Origin of the sequence: Streptomyces sp. NBC_01450 (genome assembly GCF_036227505.1) — a bacterium.
Taxonomy (GTDB): Bacteria; Actinomycetota; Actinomycetes; order Streptomycetales; family Streptomycetaceae; genus Streptomyces.
On sequence record NZ_CP109480.1, the window covers coordinates 3,013,673 to 3,029,720 of the forward strand.

General features: G+C 70.1%; 10 protein-coding genes and 1 pseudogene. 6 read left to right on the forward strand and 5 right to left on the reverse strand.

Translation table 11 applies throughout. The annotated features are described in order from the left end of the window. Positions 1-74 precede the first annotated feature (74 nt). Positions 75-1,022: a homocysteine S-methyltransferase gene (gene mmuM / locus OG568_RS13645; protein ID WP_329531712.1), complete on the forward strand. Its 948-nt coding sequence runs from the start codon at positions 75-77 to the stop codon at positions 1,020-1,022. A 182-nt stretch (positions 1,023-1,204) separates the two neighbouring features. After that, positions 1,205-2,323 (forward strand): LacI family DNA-binding transcriptional regulator, encoded by a 1,119-nt coding sequence (locus OG568_RS13650; protein ID WP_329531713.1) that lies wholly within the window; start codon positions 1,205-1,207, stop codon positions 2,321-2,323. Here the strand turns inward: OG568_RS13650 and OG568_RS13655 are convergent. The 5 genes and pseudogenes from OG568_RS13655 to OG568_RS13675 all read right to left on the reverse strand — a co-directional run. Further along, positions 2,276-3,880 (reverse strand): carboxylesterase/lipase family protein, encoded by a 1,605-nt coding sequence (locus OG568_RS13655; RefSeq protein WP_329531714.1) that lies wholly within the window; start codon positions 3,878-3,880, stop codon positions 2,276-2,278. The genes OG568_RS13650 and OG568_RS13655 overlap by 48 nt on opposite strands. A gap of 104 nt (positions 3,881-3,984) precedes the next feature. After that, positions 3,985-5,232 carry an alginate lyase family protein gene (locus tag OG568_RS13660; RefSeq protein WP_329531715.1) on the reverse strand — a complete coding sequence of 416 codons (1,248 nt, stop codon included), beginning with the start codon at positions 5,230-5,232 and terminating at the stop codon, positions 3,985-3,987. A gap of 29 nt (positions 5,233-5,261) precedes the next feature. Continuing rightward, on the reverse strand, positions 5,262-8,618 hold the full coding sequence (locus OG568_RS13665) for an alginate lyase family protein (RefSeq protein WP_329531716.1): 3,357 nt from the start codon (positions 8,616-8,618) through the stop codon (positions 5,262-5,264). 197 nt (positions 8,619-8,815) lie between these two features. Beyond that, a complete protein-coding gene (locus tag OG568_RS13670) occupies positions 8,816-10,342 on the reverse strand; it encodes a glycosyl hydrolase family 28 protein (RefSeq protein ID WP_329531717.1) in 1,527 nt (508 codons plus the stop codon). A 40-nt stretch (positions 10,343-10,382) separates the two neighbouring features. Then, positions 10,383-10,511, reverse strand: a pseudogene (locus OG568_RS13675) (carbohydrate ABC transporter permease); the annotation flags it as partial. 703 nt (positions 10,512-11,214) lie between these two features. Between OG568_RS13675 and OG568_RS13680 the strand changes: the two are divergent. From OG568_RS13680 to OG568_RS13695, 4 genes are all read left to right on the forward strand, one after another. Further along, the gene (locus OG568_RS13680; RefSeq protein WP_266586908.1) at positions 11,215-12,228 is read left to right on the forward strand and encodes a hydroxyacid dehydrogenase; all 1,014 of its coding nucleotides are present in this window, start codon (positions 11,215-11,217) and stop codon (positions 12,226-12,228) included. Positions 12,229-12,350: 122 nt separating this feature from the next. Then, positions 12,351-13,439, forward strand: a complete 1,089-nt coding sequence (locus tag OG568_RS13685) for a LacI family DNA-binding transcriptional regulator (protein ID WP_329531718.1) — start codon at positions 12,351-12,353, stop codon at positions 13,437-13,439. Between the two features lie 379 nt (positions 13,440-13,818). Further along, on the forward strand, positions 13,819-15,150 hold the full coding sequence (locus OG568_RS13690; RefSeq protein WP_329531719.1) for an ABC transporter substrate-binding protein: 1,332 nt from the start codon (positions 13,819-13,821) through the stop codon (positions 15,148-15,150). Positions 15,151-15,161: 11 nt separating this feature from the next. Next, positions 15,162-16,046, forward strand: coding sequence for a carbohydrate ABC transporter permease (locus tag OG568_RS13695; RefSeq protein WP_329531720.1), 885 nt, complete (start codon positions 15,162-15,164; stop codon positions 16,044-16,046). Positions 16,047-16,048 lie beyond the last annotated feature (2 nt).

Here is a 16,048-nt window from a genome sequence, read left to right on the forward strand (position 1 = left end):
GTCCGGGCGGTCTCGTTCTGTTCAGCAGGTGGGCAGGACGGGGCGCGGCCGTCCTCATCGACTAGCGTCGTGACATGACCAGCAAGACCTCCCGCAGCGCCTCCTCCCCCTCCCTCTCCGACGCCCTCGCCGCCGGAACGGTCGTCCTGGACGGCGGTATGTCCAACCAGCTCGGGTCCGCCGGGCACGACCTGAGCGACGAGCTGTGGTCGGCGCGGCTGCTCGTCGAGCAGCCCGAGGCGATCACTCGGGCGCACCTCGCCTACTTCGAGGCGGGCGCGGACGTGGCGATCACCTCCAGCTACCAGGCCACCTTCGAGGGCTTCGCGAAGCGGGGCATCCCGCACGGGCGGGCGGCCGAACTGCTCAGCCTCAGCGTGGAGTTGGCCCGGGAGGCGAGCCGTCGCGCGCACGCGAAGGGCGTGACCCGGCCGCTGTGGACGGCCGCCTCGGTCGGCCCGTACGGGGCGATGCTCGCGGACGGTTCGGAGTACCGGGGGCGGTACGGGCTGAGCGTCGCCGAGCTGGAGCGGTTCCACCGCCCTCGCCTGGAGGTGCTGGCCGCCGCCGCGCCCGACGTACTGGCCCTGGAGACCGTGCCCGACACCGACGAGGCCGAGGCGCTGCTGCGGGCGGTGCGCGGTCTTGGCGTACCGGCGTGGCTGTCGTACACCGCCGCCGGGGACCGTACGCGGGCCGGGCAGCCCCTGGAGGAGGCCTTCGCACTGGCCGCCGACGCGGACGAGATCATCGCGGTCGGCGTGAACTGCTGCGCCCCCGAGGATGTGGACGGCGCGGTGGAGACGGCGGCGCGGGTGACGGGGAAGCCGGTGGTGGTGTACCCGAACAGCGGCGAGGTGTGGGACGCCGAGGCACGGGCGTGGAACGGGCTGTCGACCTTCACGGCCGAGCAGGTGACCGGCTGGCGGCGGGGCGGGGCGCGGCTGATCGGGGGGTGCTGTCGGGTCGGTCCCGGGGCGATCGCGTCGATCGCGCGGACGGTGGGGGAGCTTTCCGCGTAGGTCCCGGAGGAGCCTGCCAAGAGGGCGGCGAGCGACCCTCCGGTACGCCGGCCGACGGCGGCGGCCGGACCGGGTTCCCCGTCTCTCGTCACGTCCCGCTCCTCCTGCTAGCCTCCGGCCCGGGAACCGGTTGCCGTCGATGTTGCCGCACTTCCCAGGGGGCGGAGAAAAGGGGGGCCGGCATGACGAGGAAGAGCACCACGGACGCCGGGAGCCGGCGCACGATCCGGGACGTGGCGGCCCAGGCGGGAGTGTCCGCGTCGACGGTGTCGCGGGTGCTCGGCGGCGAGTACCCGGTGAGCACGGCGACGCGTACCCGGGTGATGCGGGCGGTTCGCGAGCTGGACTATGTGGCCGACGCGCGCGCCAAGGCGATCGCGGGGGCCGGCACCCCGACACTCGCGTTCGTCCTCGACGACATCACCGGGCCGTCGTTCGCGCACATGGCGCACGGCGTGGAGCGCGAGGCGAGCCGGCTCGGCCATCTGTGTCTGGTGTGCAGCACGGACGGCGACGCCGAGCACGAGCTGGAGTTCATCGAGATGATGCGCGCCCAGCGGGCCGCCGCGGTGATCCTGGTCGGCGGCGCCACGGACACCGCGGAGTACCGCGCGCGGATGGCGCGCATCGCCGACTCCCTGGCGTCGGCCGGGTCTCGGCTCGTCCTGTGCGGGCGGCCGCCACTGGACGCCGGGACGCCGGTGACGGTCATCGAGTACGACAACGAGGGCGGCGCGTACGCCCTGTGCTCGCACGTCCTCGCCCAGGGCCACCAGCGGATCCTGTTCCTCGGGGGCAAGCCGGACAGCACCACGGCCCTGGGCCGCGAGCGAGGTTACCTCGCCGCCCACCGGGCACGCGGTCTGGAACCCGACCCGGCGCTGCGTCTGGCCGGCGACTTCACCCGCGACTCGGGCCACCGCCTGATACGCCGGGCACTGGAGCTGAACCTAGACTTCACGGCGGTGATGGCCTCCACCGACATGGTCGCCTCCGGCGCCCTGACCGCGCTGCACGAGGCGGGTCTACGCGTCCCGGCCGACGTCTCCCTCGTCGGCTACGACGACATCCCCTTCGCCCGCGATCTCCACCCTCCGCTGACAACGGTCCACGTCCCGTACGAGGAACTGGGCCGCCTGGCCGTCCGTACCGCCCTCGGTCGCACCCCGGAGACCCCGGACGAACACCTTCTCCTGGGGACGCACGTGGTGGTACGCGGCTCCGTGGCAGGGCCGGGGAGCCGAATCCGCCCGTCACGGCCGGGGGGCTCCGCCGGGGCGACGGAAACGGCGTACGGCTGACAGCGGTGCCGTGCCGCGCAGGAGCGGACCGGCAGGAAGGCGCACTGTGGGTGTGGATTCCGGAGAGCCGGGCGGCCCGGCCGGCTCCGCGTCCCACAGGGCGAGTTCACGGTCGCGCGGCCCGTGGACGGTGTGCGGTTCGCCGGTGCCGAAGACACGGACCGGGTGCGAGGTCTCCCAGGCCTGCCAGCCCGGGTCGCCCTCGGCCGCGAACCGCACCCAGGCGGCGTGCATCGCGTCGGCGAGTTCCTGCGGGGCGCCCTCGCCCGCGAGCTTCGCCGACTCCGGCACGTCGGCGGTGTCGAAGACGAAGCCGAGCTCCAGAGCGTGGCAGGCGCCGAGGTCCGGCACGTTCGACGGCCAGGCGAACTCGTAGACGTACGAAGGGGTCCCCGGCGGGCGGGCATCGGCCAGCCGGTGCAGTGGGACCCGCAGGAGGTGGTCGGTGACCAGCTGGCCGACGAGGTCGGCGGTGCCCGCGTCCGGGTGGATCGCCCGATAGCCGCGGGGCACCTCGTGGCTGCAGTGGCAGCGAGCCATGGCGGCGGCCAGGGCGACCGGGCCGATCCGGTCGACGCGTTCCAGGAGACCACTGGGCGCCAGCCACAGCCGGTACTCCTCGCTGGTCCAGCCCAGGAGCAGGCCGATGTCGGGAGCGGCGCCCTCGACGAGGGCCCGAAGCGGATCGCGCGGGACGAGGTCGCCGTCGACGACGATGCCGAAGGCGGGCCCGCCGAGCACCGGGCTGCTGAGTCTGCTCACGTCGGCCTGGGTACGCAGGAGCAGGGCGCGGTCCACGGCGGCGAACGCCTCCGCCGTCGCCGGGATCTTCAGCCGGGTGGCCATCCTGCGCACCATCCGGCGCGCCTTGTCGCGGTCGCTCGCCTCGGGCGGCCCGCTCTGCAGCACGGCCCGGTGGAACAGTCCCGCGGCGCGCGGACTGGCCAGCAGCGCCCCGATGCTGATGGCTCCGGCCGACTCGCCGAACACGGTCACCCGGTCCGGGTCGCCGCCGAACTGCGCGATCGACGCGTGCACCCACTCCAGGGCGGCCAGCTGGTCGCGCAGTCCCGGGTTGGCCGGCGCGTCCGGGAAGAGGCCGTAACCCTCCACACCCAGACGGTAGTTGATCGAGACGAGGACGATCCCGTCCCGGGCGAAGGCGCGTCCGTCGTAGACGGGCACGGCCGACGAGCCGCGGGTCAGCGCTCCGCCGTGGATCCAGACCATGACGGGGAGCCGGGCCCCGGGGCCGGGCTCCGGTGTCCACACGTTCAGGTTCAGACAGTCGTCGCCGGGGACGACGGGGTCGGAGAGGAGTCGGGCGAACGCCTCGGAGTACGGCGGCTTGGGCGGTGTCGCTCCGAAGGCGCCCGCGTCGCGCACCCCCTCCCAGGGCGCGGGCGGCACCGGTGGCCGGAAGCGTCGGGGGCCGAACGGCGGGGCCGCGTACGGGATGCCACGGAAGACGGCGATCCCGTTCTCGTACCTGCCGCGCACCGCTCCGTACGGGGTGGTGACCACCGGATCCGTCTGCCGCGCCGCGTCCACCGCCATCCGACCACCAGCTCCTCGCCCTTCGTGAACGGCTTACATCAGAACATCACGCCACCTCCGACTGTTCCCCCGGACATCCCTGACCGACGCGCCCGCGGACGTCCCTACTTGGCGTACATCAACGTGCCGAAGCCGAGCTGGTCGAAGCCCCCGCTGGTCGTGCCGTAGTCCCCGCCGCCGCCCTCGGGGCGCACGCTCTCCGCCATGGCCTGGATGTACGGGACGGAGAGCCCACGTCGGCGCGCGTAGTGGTAGTACAGGATGTCCCAGACCGGCCGGATCTCGCCGCGGCTCGCGGACGAGATCACGGTCTGCGACTGCTGGGCGCAGCTCTGGCCCGTGCCCCAGGTGTACGTCGTGTAGGGCACGTCCTGGCCGAGGTTGTACTTGGCGACGTACTGGGCGCACTTCATGAACCGGTTGTCGCCGTACCCGTACAGGTCGTCGCCCTGGGACCAGGCCATCTCGCAGAAGGCGCCGAGCTCGCCCATGCCCAGCATGGTGTGGCCCTGGTCGCGGCCGCTCTCCTGGTACTGCGCGAGGCCCTGGCTGTCGTAGACGAACGGGATGGCGTGGGTGAGGGAGCCGTTGCCCGCGCCGCTCTTGAAGTAGTTCACCGCCTGGTCGTACTTGGCCGCGTCGTCGCAGAGGATGCCGATGGCCAGGATCGAGTTCATGTTGCACAGATCCCAGTTGGCCCAGTAGTTGGTGATGCAGGCGGTGTTGTGGTTGAGGAGGAAGTCGTTGTTGAGCGGGTAGAAGACGTTGAGCATCATCGTCTTGAACCGGGCGAGGTCGAACCCGGCGTAGTCACGCACGAGTTCGGCGGCGTTCGCGAACTGGTAGCCGTAGAGCCCGGCGGCCAGGAAGCGGTCGGCGTTGCCGGTGACGGTGGTGAGCGTGGCCGACCAGGCGTTGAGGATCCGGACGGCGGTGTCGGCGTTGGCGGTGGTTCCCGCGATCTTCCAGCGCAGGGCGTTCTGGTAGGCGGCGTGGATGTCGTTGTAGAGGGTGCCGTAGTTCTCGCCGGTGCCACCGCGGATGATGGTGGCCTGCGGGTTGGGGGTCCAGGTGGCGGCCGAGTGGCGGTTGGCGGTCAGGCGCTGCCAGCCGGAGAGCCACGGGTCGTCGCCCGCGGCGACCCGTACCTTGGCGCGGTTGAGCTCCCCGTAGGCGTGCAGCATTCCGGGGTGGGTGAAGGCCGCCGGTGCGGCGTCCGCGGTGCCGGCGGTCAGGGCGGCGCTGCCGGCGCCGACGGCGAGGGCGGCGGTGACACCGCCCGCGGTCTTCAGGAGACCGCGGCGACTCAATTCCGTGGGCTGGGGGTGCTGGTGGGGGGATGTGCGGCTCATCGCGGTTCAGCTCCAATCCAGTGGAGGATCTAGAGAGAGGTGATGCTCACCTCGTCGAACTCGGTGGTGCTGCGGACCAGGGGGCTGCGCGAGCAGACCACGAGGCCCACGTAGTAGGGGGCGTCACCGAAGCCGGGGATCTCTCCCGCGGCGAGGGGGGTCCAGGTGGCGCCGTCGTCGGTGGAGACGGCTGCGCTGAAGGCGGTCCCGGTGCGCTTCAGCCGCAGCAGGCCGGGGAGGGTGACCGCGGTGGTGCCCGAGAAGGCGGAGGCACCCGCCACGGTCGTGCGGAGCATGAGCTGTACGGTGGTGCCGCCCGTGACGATCACCCCGGCAGCCTGGTCGAAGGGCGACAGGGACTTGGCCATGAGCACCCCCACGCGATCGCCACTGGCGCCGGTACGCGAGAGAAGCCGGGTGGTGATCTCGCAGTCGCCGGTGACGGGCTGTCGTACGAACTGGCCCGTCATCCCTTGGCCGTTGACATTGAGGTCGACCCCCGCGCCGCGGACCGAGAAGGTTCCCCCGTCGTACGCGGTGCTGCCGGGGGTGCGGATCGCCACCACGCCGAGGGTCCCGAAGTCCCGGTCGTCGAGGACGACGTCGCCGAGGTCGCCGTACGTCCAGGGGGCGGGTGGCGGCGTGCCCACCATGAGAGTCAGGGTGCCGGATGCGGTCCCGGACGCGTTGCCCGCGGTCGTGGTGACGGTGAACTCACCTGTCCGGGTGGGAGTTCCGGAGACGAGGCCGGTGCGCCGGTCGACGCGGAGCCCGTCGGGCAGGCCGTCCGCGGTGAACCGTACGGGCTCGTGCGAGGCGCGCAGCAGATGCCGAAAGACGACGCCCTGGTTGGCGAACGCGGTGCTCGGGGAGGTGAGTTCGGGCTTGGCCGGGGTCGGCATCGTGGCGGACGCGCGCGCCGAACGCGGACCGCGGCCGCCGGTGTTGGTCTTCGCGACCGCGTAGTAATACGTCGTTCCGGGCGTCCCGGTCGCGTCCGCGTACCGGAGTCGGGTGCCGAAGCCGACCGGGCCGACGCGGGAGGCGAGCGTCTCGTACGGTCCGGCGTCGCGTGTGGAGCGCAGCACCGTGTACCGAGCCGCGGGGTCCGGGTCGGTCCAGGTCAGCTCGACGGCGTCGGCGCCGGTGGCGGCCCGCAGGTCGGTCGCGGTGCGACGGGGGCGGGGAACGGACCAGACTTCTCCGTGCGGGGAGGAGACGCTGACGTTGTCGAAGGCGCCGGTGCCCGTCTCGGCGTAGTCCTCGTCGACGCCGAGGCATGAGGTGAGGGCCAGGCCCGCGTAGGCGGTGTGCCCCAGCTCGACGTCCGTGGAGCCGACTTCGGTCCACCGGATGCCGTCCGGGGAGATGGCCCCGGTACAGCGGGGGCCCCTGCGGGTCACCCGAACCCAGTACGGGGCCCGCAGTCGGTAGCCGTCGCCCGCACCCTCGACGTACGGCGCTTCCAGCGGTGTGGCCGACTCCGGCAGCTCGCCGAGGTCGGAGATCGGAAAGGACGCGCCGGTGGTGATCGCCTGTTGCTGGGAGGCGGGCACGGGCGTGCTGCCGGTAGCGGAGACGGGCATCCCGGCCTGTGGGCGTACGGTCCACACGCCGCTCCAGGTGTGCAGCGGCAGCCCCTGGATCAGCATGGCGGCGTGCGCCGCGTCCGCGTCGAGCGAGGCGCGGACGGTGACACCGATCTTGGAGTACTGCGAGCTGAGCGGCCACACGATCCGTGCGGTGACCGCGCCGTCGCCGTGCAGCGCGAGGTGCGCCAGACGGTAGGTGTCGGCGGTGCCGGACGCCTCCAGGACGAACCGTTCGCCGTCGAAGACGGCGGCGCCCGGGATCCGCACCTTGCCGATGTCCCGGGTCGACCAGGGTTCGGGGAGACCGGCGGTGGCCGCCGCCCAGGTCGAACTGGCACTGTTGCCCAGGGAGTTGGAGGCGACGACCGTGTAGAAGTACGTCCGGCAGGCGTGTACGCCGCTGTCGGTGTACGTCGGTTTCCCGACCCCGGACGCGACCTCCTCGTACGGGCCCTCCACGGAGACGGCCCGCCGGACCGTGTAGGAGGAGGCCCACGCGGACGGCAGCCAGGTCACGGTGACGGTCTTGCCCTCGCCCACCGCCGTGACGCCCGCCGGAGCCGTCGGTACGGCCGGCGAGGGTGCTGTCGCGCCGGCGTAGGCGAAGGTGCCCCAACTGGGCAGGTCGTCGTTGCTGCCCTCGACGACGCGGGCGCCGCCGGTGCCGCGGAAGACGGAGCTTCTCGTGTACGGGGCGTCGAGGCCGCGGACGCCGGCGTAGTGCGCGTACGCCATCTCGTAGATCGGTGGCAGGGTGCCGCGCCCGGTGGCCGAGACGGTCTTCTTGATGTACTTGCCGGTGCGGTCGAGGTCGGGGACGAAGGGGACGTCGCCGCCGAGGTTGTAGCGGGCGGCGTACTCGAAGTTGGCGAGGATACGGTGGTCGTCGTACCCCCACAGATCGACGCCCTGGTTCCAGGCGACCTGGGCGGCGTCCGCGAGCAGGCCGACCGCGAGCTGTTCGTGGCCCTGGTCGCGGCCGCTCTCCTGGCCCTGTCCGGCGTCGGTGACAATGCGGTGCGGGACGCTGCCGTTGCCCGCGCCCGCCGCGGCGAAGCGCAGAGCGTCGTGGAAGAGCGTGGGCTCCTCGCAGAACACGCCTATGGCCAGCAGGGATTGAAGGGACGTCAGGTCCCAGTTGCCGTTGGCGTAGAGCGTGTAGCAGGACAGGGCCGGATACCAGACGCGCAGGAAGGACTCCTCGCAGCGCGCGATGTCGGCGTCGCTCCAGCCGTCGTAGCCGGTGTGGCGCAGCAGTTCGGCCGCGTTGACGAACTTGAAGGCCTGCAGGCCCGCGCCGAGCGGGCCGTCGGCTCCGGTGATGGCGGTGAGCGAGGCGGACCAGGCGTTGAGGATGTCGCGGGCCTTGTCGGCGTGCGCGGCGTTGCCGGTGACGGACCAGATGAGGGCGTTCTGGTAGGCCGCGGCCGAGTCGGCGACGGCCTGGGCCTGGTAGTTGGCGGGGCCGCGGCCCCAGGTGGTGATCTGGCCCGTGTTCTGCACGGTGTACGACGCGGAGGAGCGGGCGTGGGCCGCGAGCGCCGAGTAGCCGTCGTGGACCGGGGATTGCTTGGCGGCGACCGCCGCTTTCATGCGGGCGAGGTCGTCGGCGGTGTGCAGCAGGCCTGGGTGGGTGAAGAGTCCGGCGCCGGTGTGGTTCTCGGCGGCCCGGGCGGCGGTGGGCGCGAACGGTCCGCTCGCGCCCACCGCCAGCAGCAGGGCCGCGGTGCCGCCGAGGAAGCCCCGGCGGCTGGGGCCTGTCGTTCGGATCAGGTCGCAGGACAGTGGCGGCAACCGATCAACACCGCTGAGCGGGGTCTGGTGCGTGCAGCTGCAAGGCGGAGGAGGGAGTCGACGCGATGGGGGTCCCCCCGCTCGAGCGAAGTCGAGAGTGGGGGAGTCGGCGAGTGACGACAACGCGGCAGATGCGCGCACCAGACCCCGCGTCTGCGACAGGATCCGAACGACAGGTCCTAGAGGTGCGGGGGTGGTCATGACGCGGCGGCCGCCTCGGCCTCGGCGGTGGTGAGGAACTTCAGGTTGGTGACGTGCTCGTTGTAGAACCACTGGATCTCGTCGGTGGTGTAGTACCAGCTCGGCTTCTTCATCGAGTCGGCGACGACGACCCCGTTGATCACCAGGTTCTCGAACGTGACGTTGCTGATGGCGTGTTCGGCGTCGTAGCCGAGGAAGAGCGACGGTTTGGCGTGTGTGCCCGTGTAGCTGAGGTTCTTGACGTAGACGCCGTCGATACCGCGGCCCACCGAGGTGTTGTACTTCGTGTTGAACATGACCTTCATGTAAATGACCTGGCCCCAGCGGAAGTCCTCGATCCGGACGTCCTCTATGCGGACGTTCTTGATCAGGTTGGAGTCGCCGGGGTTGAGGGCGATGCAGCCCTGGTAGTTCATCTGGGGTTCGCGGTGGTCGAGGATGTCGATGTTCTTGATGACGAGGTTCTCGATCGTCTCGGGCGCGTCGGAGTTGCCGTGCGTGCCGACGTTGATCGGGTGCGCGACGTCGGCCCACAGGGTGCAGTTCTTGACGGTGATGTCGCGGGTGTCGCCGTAGTAGTCCCAGCGGTGGCAGTAGATGGCGATGCAGTCGTCGGAGTTGCGCATGAAGCAGCCGTCGAAGGTGATCCCGGTCGAGGAGAAGACGTCGAACCCGTCGCCGTTGCCCCGTGAACTGAACGCGCGCGCCTTGGTGATGTGGACGTTCTTGCTCTCCGCGAACGTGCCCGCGTAGCCGGCCGGGTTGAGGATGATGACGTCCTCGACCCGGATGTTCTTGCTGCCCTCGCAGAGGATGGCGCCGCCGGGGTTGTTGTACAGCACTCCGTGGCCGGTGAGGCGGGACCGCTCCACGTCCTTGAAGTAGACCTGCGCGGTCAGGACGGCGCCACCCGCGAGGTGGACGGTCTTGCCGCTGGGGACCAGGAGGACGTTGCCGGTGACGGTGTGGACGCCGGGGCCGAAGTAGATGACGTTCGGGTCGTCGGCGGACGGGGTGTGGTGCTCGACGCGGTTGGTGATGAGGTGCAGGGCGTCGAATATCTCGTCGTTGATCTGGACGACGACGTCCTTCGGCTCGTCGAGGGTGAACCGAAGGGTGTCACCGAGGAGTTCGGGCGTGATGCCCAGCGCGTCCGGTCTCACCCGGGCCTTGGTGGTGCCGCCCTTGAGGTAGGTGACCTCGATCTCGACCGAGCAGTCGAAGTCGAAGTACGCCATCGACGAGCTGTAGACCTTGCCCGATCCGGTGGTGGCGTTGATCTCCTCGAACTGTGGCCGGTAGATGTCGAGGGTCTGCCAGTCGCCGTCGGGGGCGGTACGGACTCGCACCTTGAAGCTGGTGTTGGTCGGCATGGCGGCCGGGCGTGGGTAAGTGACCAGCTTGGGACGGGAGTTGTGGTCGTCCGCCTGGGCCGCCGTGGCGGTCAGGCCGGACGCTCCGGCGGCGAGCACGGTGGCGCCGGCCGCCCGCAGGGCCGTACGACGGGACAGAGGCGTGTTCATGTATGACTCCTTGCGAGGGTGAACTAGCGGGAACGGAAGGTCACTTGAGGCCGGAGGTCGACATCCCGCCGACGAAACCGCGCTGGGCCACGAGGAAGATCAGCAGGATGGGTACGACGTACATCACGGAGGCCGCGGCCTGGAGGTTGGCCACCGGTGTTCCGGCGGCCTGGCGATCGCGGACCGATTGGCTGGGCAACCGGTTGTTGGGCGATGGGGCAGAGCTTCTTCCGGCGCGGAAACCGCGTCAAGCGTCTTGACGAACTTTCGAAAACAATGGGCCGTCTCAGCGAGATGAGCCGACGGGCCGGAGAGGAGCCGCGCAGTCTCCGACGGTCGGGCGAAGGGCAGATCAACGCCCTGTTGGTCACACAAGGACCCGTGCACGGAGTTCAGTTGGCGCGTCTGGCGGGAGTCTCCCGGACCACGGTCTCGACGACAGTCGGGGAGCCGGCCGGACGCAGCCCGATCACCACGGTCGACGAGGAAGCTGACGGTTCTCTCGACGTCCATGCCGGAAACCGGTTGTTTCAGCGCCCCAGTCGCCTCGCTCAACCACAGGGTCTGACCTGGAAGGGAAGGGCCGCCTGACGGAAACCGTAGCCGCGGCCCTGCGCGCATGCCAAGTAACCGTTTTCGACCCAGGGCCGAATCAGGGTGCGCGCCCGCGATACAGGCGTGGGCCGCCCCGCATCCGCGCGATCCCCAGATCGTGCCGCTTCGCCCTGCCATGACATGGGCGCATACGGCCGGACAGCTCCGCAGCCCTCCGCACGCGGCTCTCCGTGTCGCACGATTGACCCGCACTTCCTGCCAGATCTACGGTAGAAGACGTTTTCTGAAAATGTTTCCCCCAGCGCCTCAGGAGAGTCATGCCCAGCGCCCAGCTGCCGAGGGCCGTGTTCGCCATGGATCCGGTGCACCTGCCTCTGCTCTTCCCTCCGCCACTGCTGGCACGTCTCCAGCAGGCGGCCGACCTCGACCCCGTGCTCGTCGTGCGGGACTTCGCCGATCCGGCGGTGGCGGACGCGTTGTCCCGGGCCGAGGTACTGATCACCGGGTGGGGCTGCCCCCACCTCGACGCGGAGGTGCTGGCCGCGGCGCCCCGGCTGCGCACCGTCCTGCACGCCGCGGGCTCCGTCCGGTCGCTGGTCGGCGAGGCCCTGTGGCAGGGCGGAGTGACCGTCGCCAGCGCGGTGACCAGTAACGCGCTACCGGTCGCGGAGTACACCCTCGCCATGATCCTTCTCTGCGGAAAGGACACGTTCGCGCACCGCGAGCGCTTCCGCGGCACCCACGCCTACCCCTCCCCCGCCGAGACCGCCGACACGGGCAATCTCGGCCGGCGGGTGGGGATCATCGGCGCCTCACGCGTGGGCCGCCGGCTGCTGGAACTGCTACGGCCGTTCGACCTCGCCGTCTCGCTGTACGACCCCTATGTGGGCGCCACGGAAGCGGCCGCGCTCGGGGCCGAACCACTGTCCCTGGAGGACCTGTTGAGCACCAGCGACATCGTCAGCCTGCACGCCCCGGACATCCCCGAGACCCACCGCATGCTCGACCGCGACCGCCTCGCGCTCATCAGGGACGGCGGCGTACTGATCAACACCTCCCGCGGAGCCCTGGTGGACCCCGCCGCGCTCACCGACGAGTTGCTCTCCGGTCGGTTGAGTGCCGTGCTGGACGTCACCGAACCCGAGCCGCTGCCCGCCGGATCTCCGTTGTACGGCCTGCCCAACGTCTTCCTCACCCCGCACATCGCCGGCTCTCTCGGCAACGAGCTGGCACGCCTCGGCGGCATCGTCGTCGAGGAGCTGGAACGCCTGGCCGCGGGCCTGCCGCCGACCCACGAGGTACGTCACGCGGATCTGACCCGTGTCGCCTGAGTCCCGCACCGCCGACGACCCGCCCTGCCTCGAAGAAACCATGGGATACGGTTTCGGCACCGGCAGGGGCGTCCCCCCGGCACGTCCGGTCAAGCAGTCGCTAGGGCGAAGGAGCCGCTACGGTGAGTCAGCGCAAGGCATCGAGCGACGCCGGCCGGGCCACCATCCGGGACGTGGCGGAGCAGGCGGGCGTCTCGGTCGCCAGCGTCTCGCGCGTCCTGTCCGGCAACTATCCGGTCTCGGGCGAACTGCGCCGACGCGTGATGAAGGTCGTACGGGACCTGGACTACGTCACCAACGCCCACGCCCGCTCCCTCGCCGGCGGCGGCACGCCGACGGTGGCCATCCTCATCAACAACATCACGGGGGCCGCGTTCGCGCACGTGGCCAAGGGAGTCGAGGGTGCCGCCTCGCTGCGGGGCTGGCTCTCGCTGGTCGGCACCACGGGGGACGACCCGGAGCGGGAACTCGCGCTGGTGAACCTCATGCGCCAGCAGGGCGTCGCCGCGGTGATCCTGCTCGGCGGGGCGTACGACTTCGACGAGTACCAGCTGAGAATGGCCCGGTTCGCACGCTCCCTCGACGCGGCGGGCTCGCATCTCGTGCTGGTCGGCAGGCCGCCGCTGGAGGGCGACGTACCGGCCACGACGGTCGACTACGACAACGAGGGCGGCGCCTACGCCATGGCCAGCCACCTCCTGTCCGCGGGCCATCGCCGCGTCCTTGTACTGCCGGGCCCAGCCGAACTCACCACGGCACAGGGCCGGTTGAACGGTGCGCGGCGGGCCTTCGAGGCGTACGGCGTGCCCTTCGATCCGGACCTGGTGCTGCACGGTGCGTACAGCTACGAGCACGGGTACGACGCCGTCGAGGAGAGTCTGCGGCGGGGGCTCGACTTCACGGCCGTGCTCGCGGGGACCGACGTGGTCGCCGCCGGTGCCATGCAGGCCCTTCGCGCGGCCGGGATGAGAGTGCCCGAGGACGTCTCGATCGTCGGCTACGACGACATCCCCCTGGCCTCGCAACTCACTCCGCAACTGACGACCGTGCACGTCCCGTACGAGGAGATGGGCCGCGTCGCACTGCGCGCGGTGGCCGACCGGCGAGAGGGCGGCGCCGGCCGTCGCAAGGGCGGCGACGGCGAGCACCTGGTGCTGGGTACGCATGTCGTCGTACGGCACTCCGTCCAGCCACCCGCCCAGCGGTCCTAGCGTGTTTCGCAGCCGCGTTACGTAAGCGTTTTCACCACGTTTTCGCGGCTCGTCAAGAGCGTGCTCCGCGCGGGCAGAAGGCCGCGCGGCCATCACCGAAACTCCTCCGACCTGCGCACTTTCCTGCTCGTGTCGAGGCACACGGCGGCGCTACGCATCACCTCACGGACAGCCCGGCGTAACAAATTTCGGCAGACCTCTTGCTAGGGGCTTCCTACGCGGCCTACGGTCCACAGCAACCGTTTACTACCGCTTCCGCTTGGCCCGACCCCGTAATCGCGAGCCGACCCGACGGTTTTCCGGCCGCCGTTTCCCGGCCGACACGGAGCCTCCGTCCTCTCGTTCTGAGAACGCCAACCTCCCGAAGGATCACGGTCAGATGAACTCCATCAGCCCCCGCAGAAGAGTCGTCCACGCCGCCGTCGCGGGTCTCGCGCTGACCGGCCTGCTCACCGCGTGCGGTGGATCCGGTTCCAAGGACTCGTCCTCCTCCGGTCCGGTCACCCTCCCCTTCTGGGGCTGGGCCAACGGCCAGGAAGCCGTCGTCAAGGCCTTCAACGCGAGCCACAAGGACATCAAGCTCAAGTACACGAAGGTCACCGACCAGTTGACCATGCAGAAGCAGCTGACCAACGCCGTCAAGGCCGGTAACGCCCCCTGCCTCGTGCAGAACACCGCCGAGTACGTGACCACGTGGGTCTCGCAGGGCGCCCTCGCCGACATCACCAAGTACGTCGAGGCCGACAAGGACAAGTTCAACACCGGCGCCTGGTCCGGTGCCCAGGTGCAGGGCAAGGTCTACGGCGTTCCCACCAGCTCGGCGCCCGCCTTCACCATCTACCGCACCGACATCTTCCAGAAGTACGGCCTGAAGGCGTCGGCGACCTGGGACGACTTCATAGCCGCCGGGAAGGTGCTGAAGAAGCACGGAATCAAGCTCACCAACTACGCCGGTGAGGATCCGAGCACGCTCGAGGTGCTCGCGATGCAGGCCGGGGCGCACTGGTACGGCATCGACGGCGACGCGTGGAAGGTGAACTTCCAGGACGCGGGCTCCCTCGAGGCCGCGCGGACGATCCAGGAGATCATCGACAACGACCTGAACTCCAAGCTCTCCTTCGCCGACTACGCGGCCGTGCAGCGCAACTACGACAAGGGCGGCACGGCGACCCGGCAGATCTCCACCTGGCAGATGGCCGGCATGGTCCAGAACTTCACGCAGTCCAACGGGAAGTGGGCCCTGTCCCCATGGCCGACCTTCAAGGGTGAGGCGGCCAAGACCCCGGCCGGAACCAACCAGAGCGGCGGACTGACCCTGGTCACCAAGCAGTGCGAGAACCAGGAGCAGGCGGCCCGGGCGGCTCTGTGGATGTCCACCGACACCGGTGCGGTCAAGACCATGGCGAGCCCGGCCACCGGCAACGGCGTCATGCCCGCGCTGGCCGACAGCGACGCGTACGTCGGCGAGGCCATCTCCGACAAGCTGCTCGGGGACAACTACGAGCCGGGCAAAAAGGTCGTGACGGACAGCCTGAACACGGTCACCGGCGACTGGACCTTCGGCCCGGACTGGACCGCGATGTTCACGGAGATGCAGAGCGGCTGGGCCAAGGTCGTCAACAAGGACCAGAAGGTCACCGACCTGCTGGCCCACATGCAGGAGTGGACGGTGGACGACCTCAAGTCCCGCGGCATCAGCGTCAAGAACTAAAGGCTCCCCGCATGATCCGCTCCCAGCGCTGGAAGGGTGCCGCCTTCACGGTGCCCTTCCAGCTCGGCTTCGTCTTCCTGTACCTCGTCCCGATCGGCTACGCCGTCCACCAGTCCCTGTTCCTGGAACAGCAGTCCGGACTCGGCCTCGGCGGCACGACGCAGAAGTTCGTCGGCCTGGACAACTACCAGCACGGCCTGACCGATTCGGCGTTCATGAACTCCGTCCTGCGGGTGTTCCTGTTCGCCTGCGTCCAGATCCCGGTGATGCTCGCCCTCAGCCTGCTGCTGGCCCTGTCGCTGGACGCGCTCACCGCACGGGCGGCGGGCAGGTTCCGGATCCTGCTGCTGGTCCCGTACATGATCCCCGGTGTGGTCGCCGCCATCGTGTGGGTCAACCTCTACAGCCCCACCGTGGGCCCGCTGACATCGCTGGGCGACCTCTTCGGGTTCCACTGGAACTTCTTCGCGCCCTCGATGGTCTGGCCGTCCATCGGCAACCTGCTCACCTGGCACGGCATCGGCTACAACATGGTGATCATCTACTCGGCGCTCCAGGGCGTGCCCCGCGACCTGTTCGAGGCCGCACGCCTCGACGGCGCCTCCGAGGCGCGCATCGCGCGCAGCATCAAGATCCCGTACGTGCGCGGAGCCCTGGTGCTGACCGGCCTGCTGTCCATCATCCAGATGCTGCAGATCTTCAACGAGCCCGCGCTGTTCAGGAACGTCACGCCGCAGACGGTCGACGACAGCTTCACCCCGATCATGATCATCTACAACCAGGCGTTCAACGCAGGCAACTACCACTACGCCGCTGCCCTGTCGGTGCTGCTCGCCCTCATCCTCGGCGTCGCCTCCTTCCTCTTCTACCGGTTCACTTCGAAGGAGGTCGACTGACG

Excerpts from the sequence above, each read along its gene's own strand:
- OG568_RS13660 (WP_329531715.1), bottom strand. The coding sequence starts at position 5,232 with ATGAGCCGCACATCCCCCCACCAGCACCCCCAGCCCACGGAATTGAGT.
- OG568_RS13670 (WP_329531717.1), bottom strand. The coding sequence starts at position 10,342 with ATGAACACGCCTCTGTCCCGTCGTACGGCCCTGCGGGCGGCCGGCGCC.
- mmuM (WP_329531712.1), top strand. The coding sequence starts at position 75 with ATGACCAGCAAGACCTCCCGCAGCGCCTCCTCCCCCTCCCTCTCCGAC.
- OG568_RS13680 (WP_266586908.1), top strand. The coding sequence starts at position 11,215 with ATGCCCAGCGCCCAGCTGCCGAGGGCCGTGTTCGCCATGGATCCGGTG.
- OG568_RS13655 (WP_329531714.1), bottom strand. The coding sequence starts at position 3,880 with ATGGCGGTGGACGCGGCGCGGCAGACGGATCCGGTGGTCACCACCCCG.
- OG568_RS13695 (WP_329531720.1), top strand. The coding sequence starts at position 15,162 with ATGATCCGCTCCCAGCGCTGGAAGGGTGCCGCCTTCACGGTGCCCTTC.
- OG568_RS13690 (WP_329531719.1), top strand. The coding sequence starts at position 13,819 with ATGAACTCCATCAGCCCCCGCAGAAGAGTCGTCCACGCCGCCGTCGCG.
- OG568_RS13650 (WP_329531713.1), top strand. The coding sequence starts at position 1,205 with ATGACGAGGAAGAGCACCACGGACGCCGGGAGCCGGCGCACGATCCGG.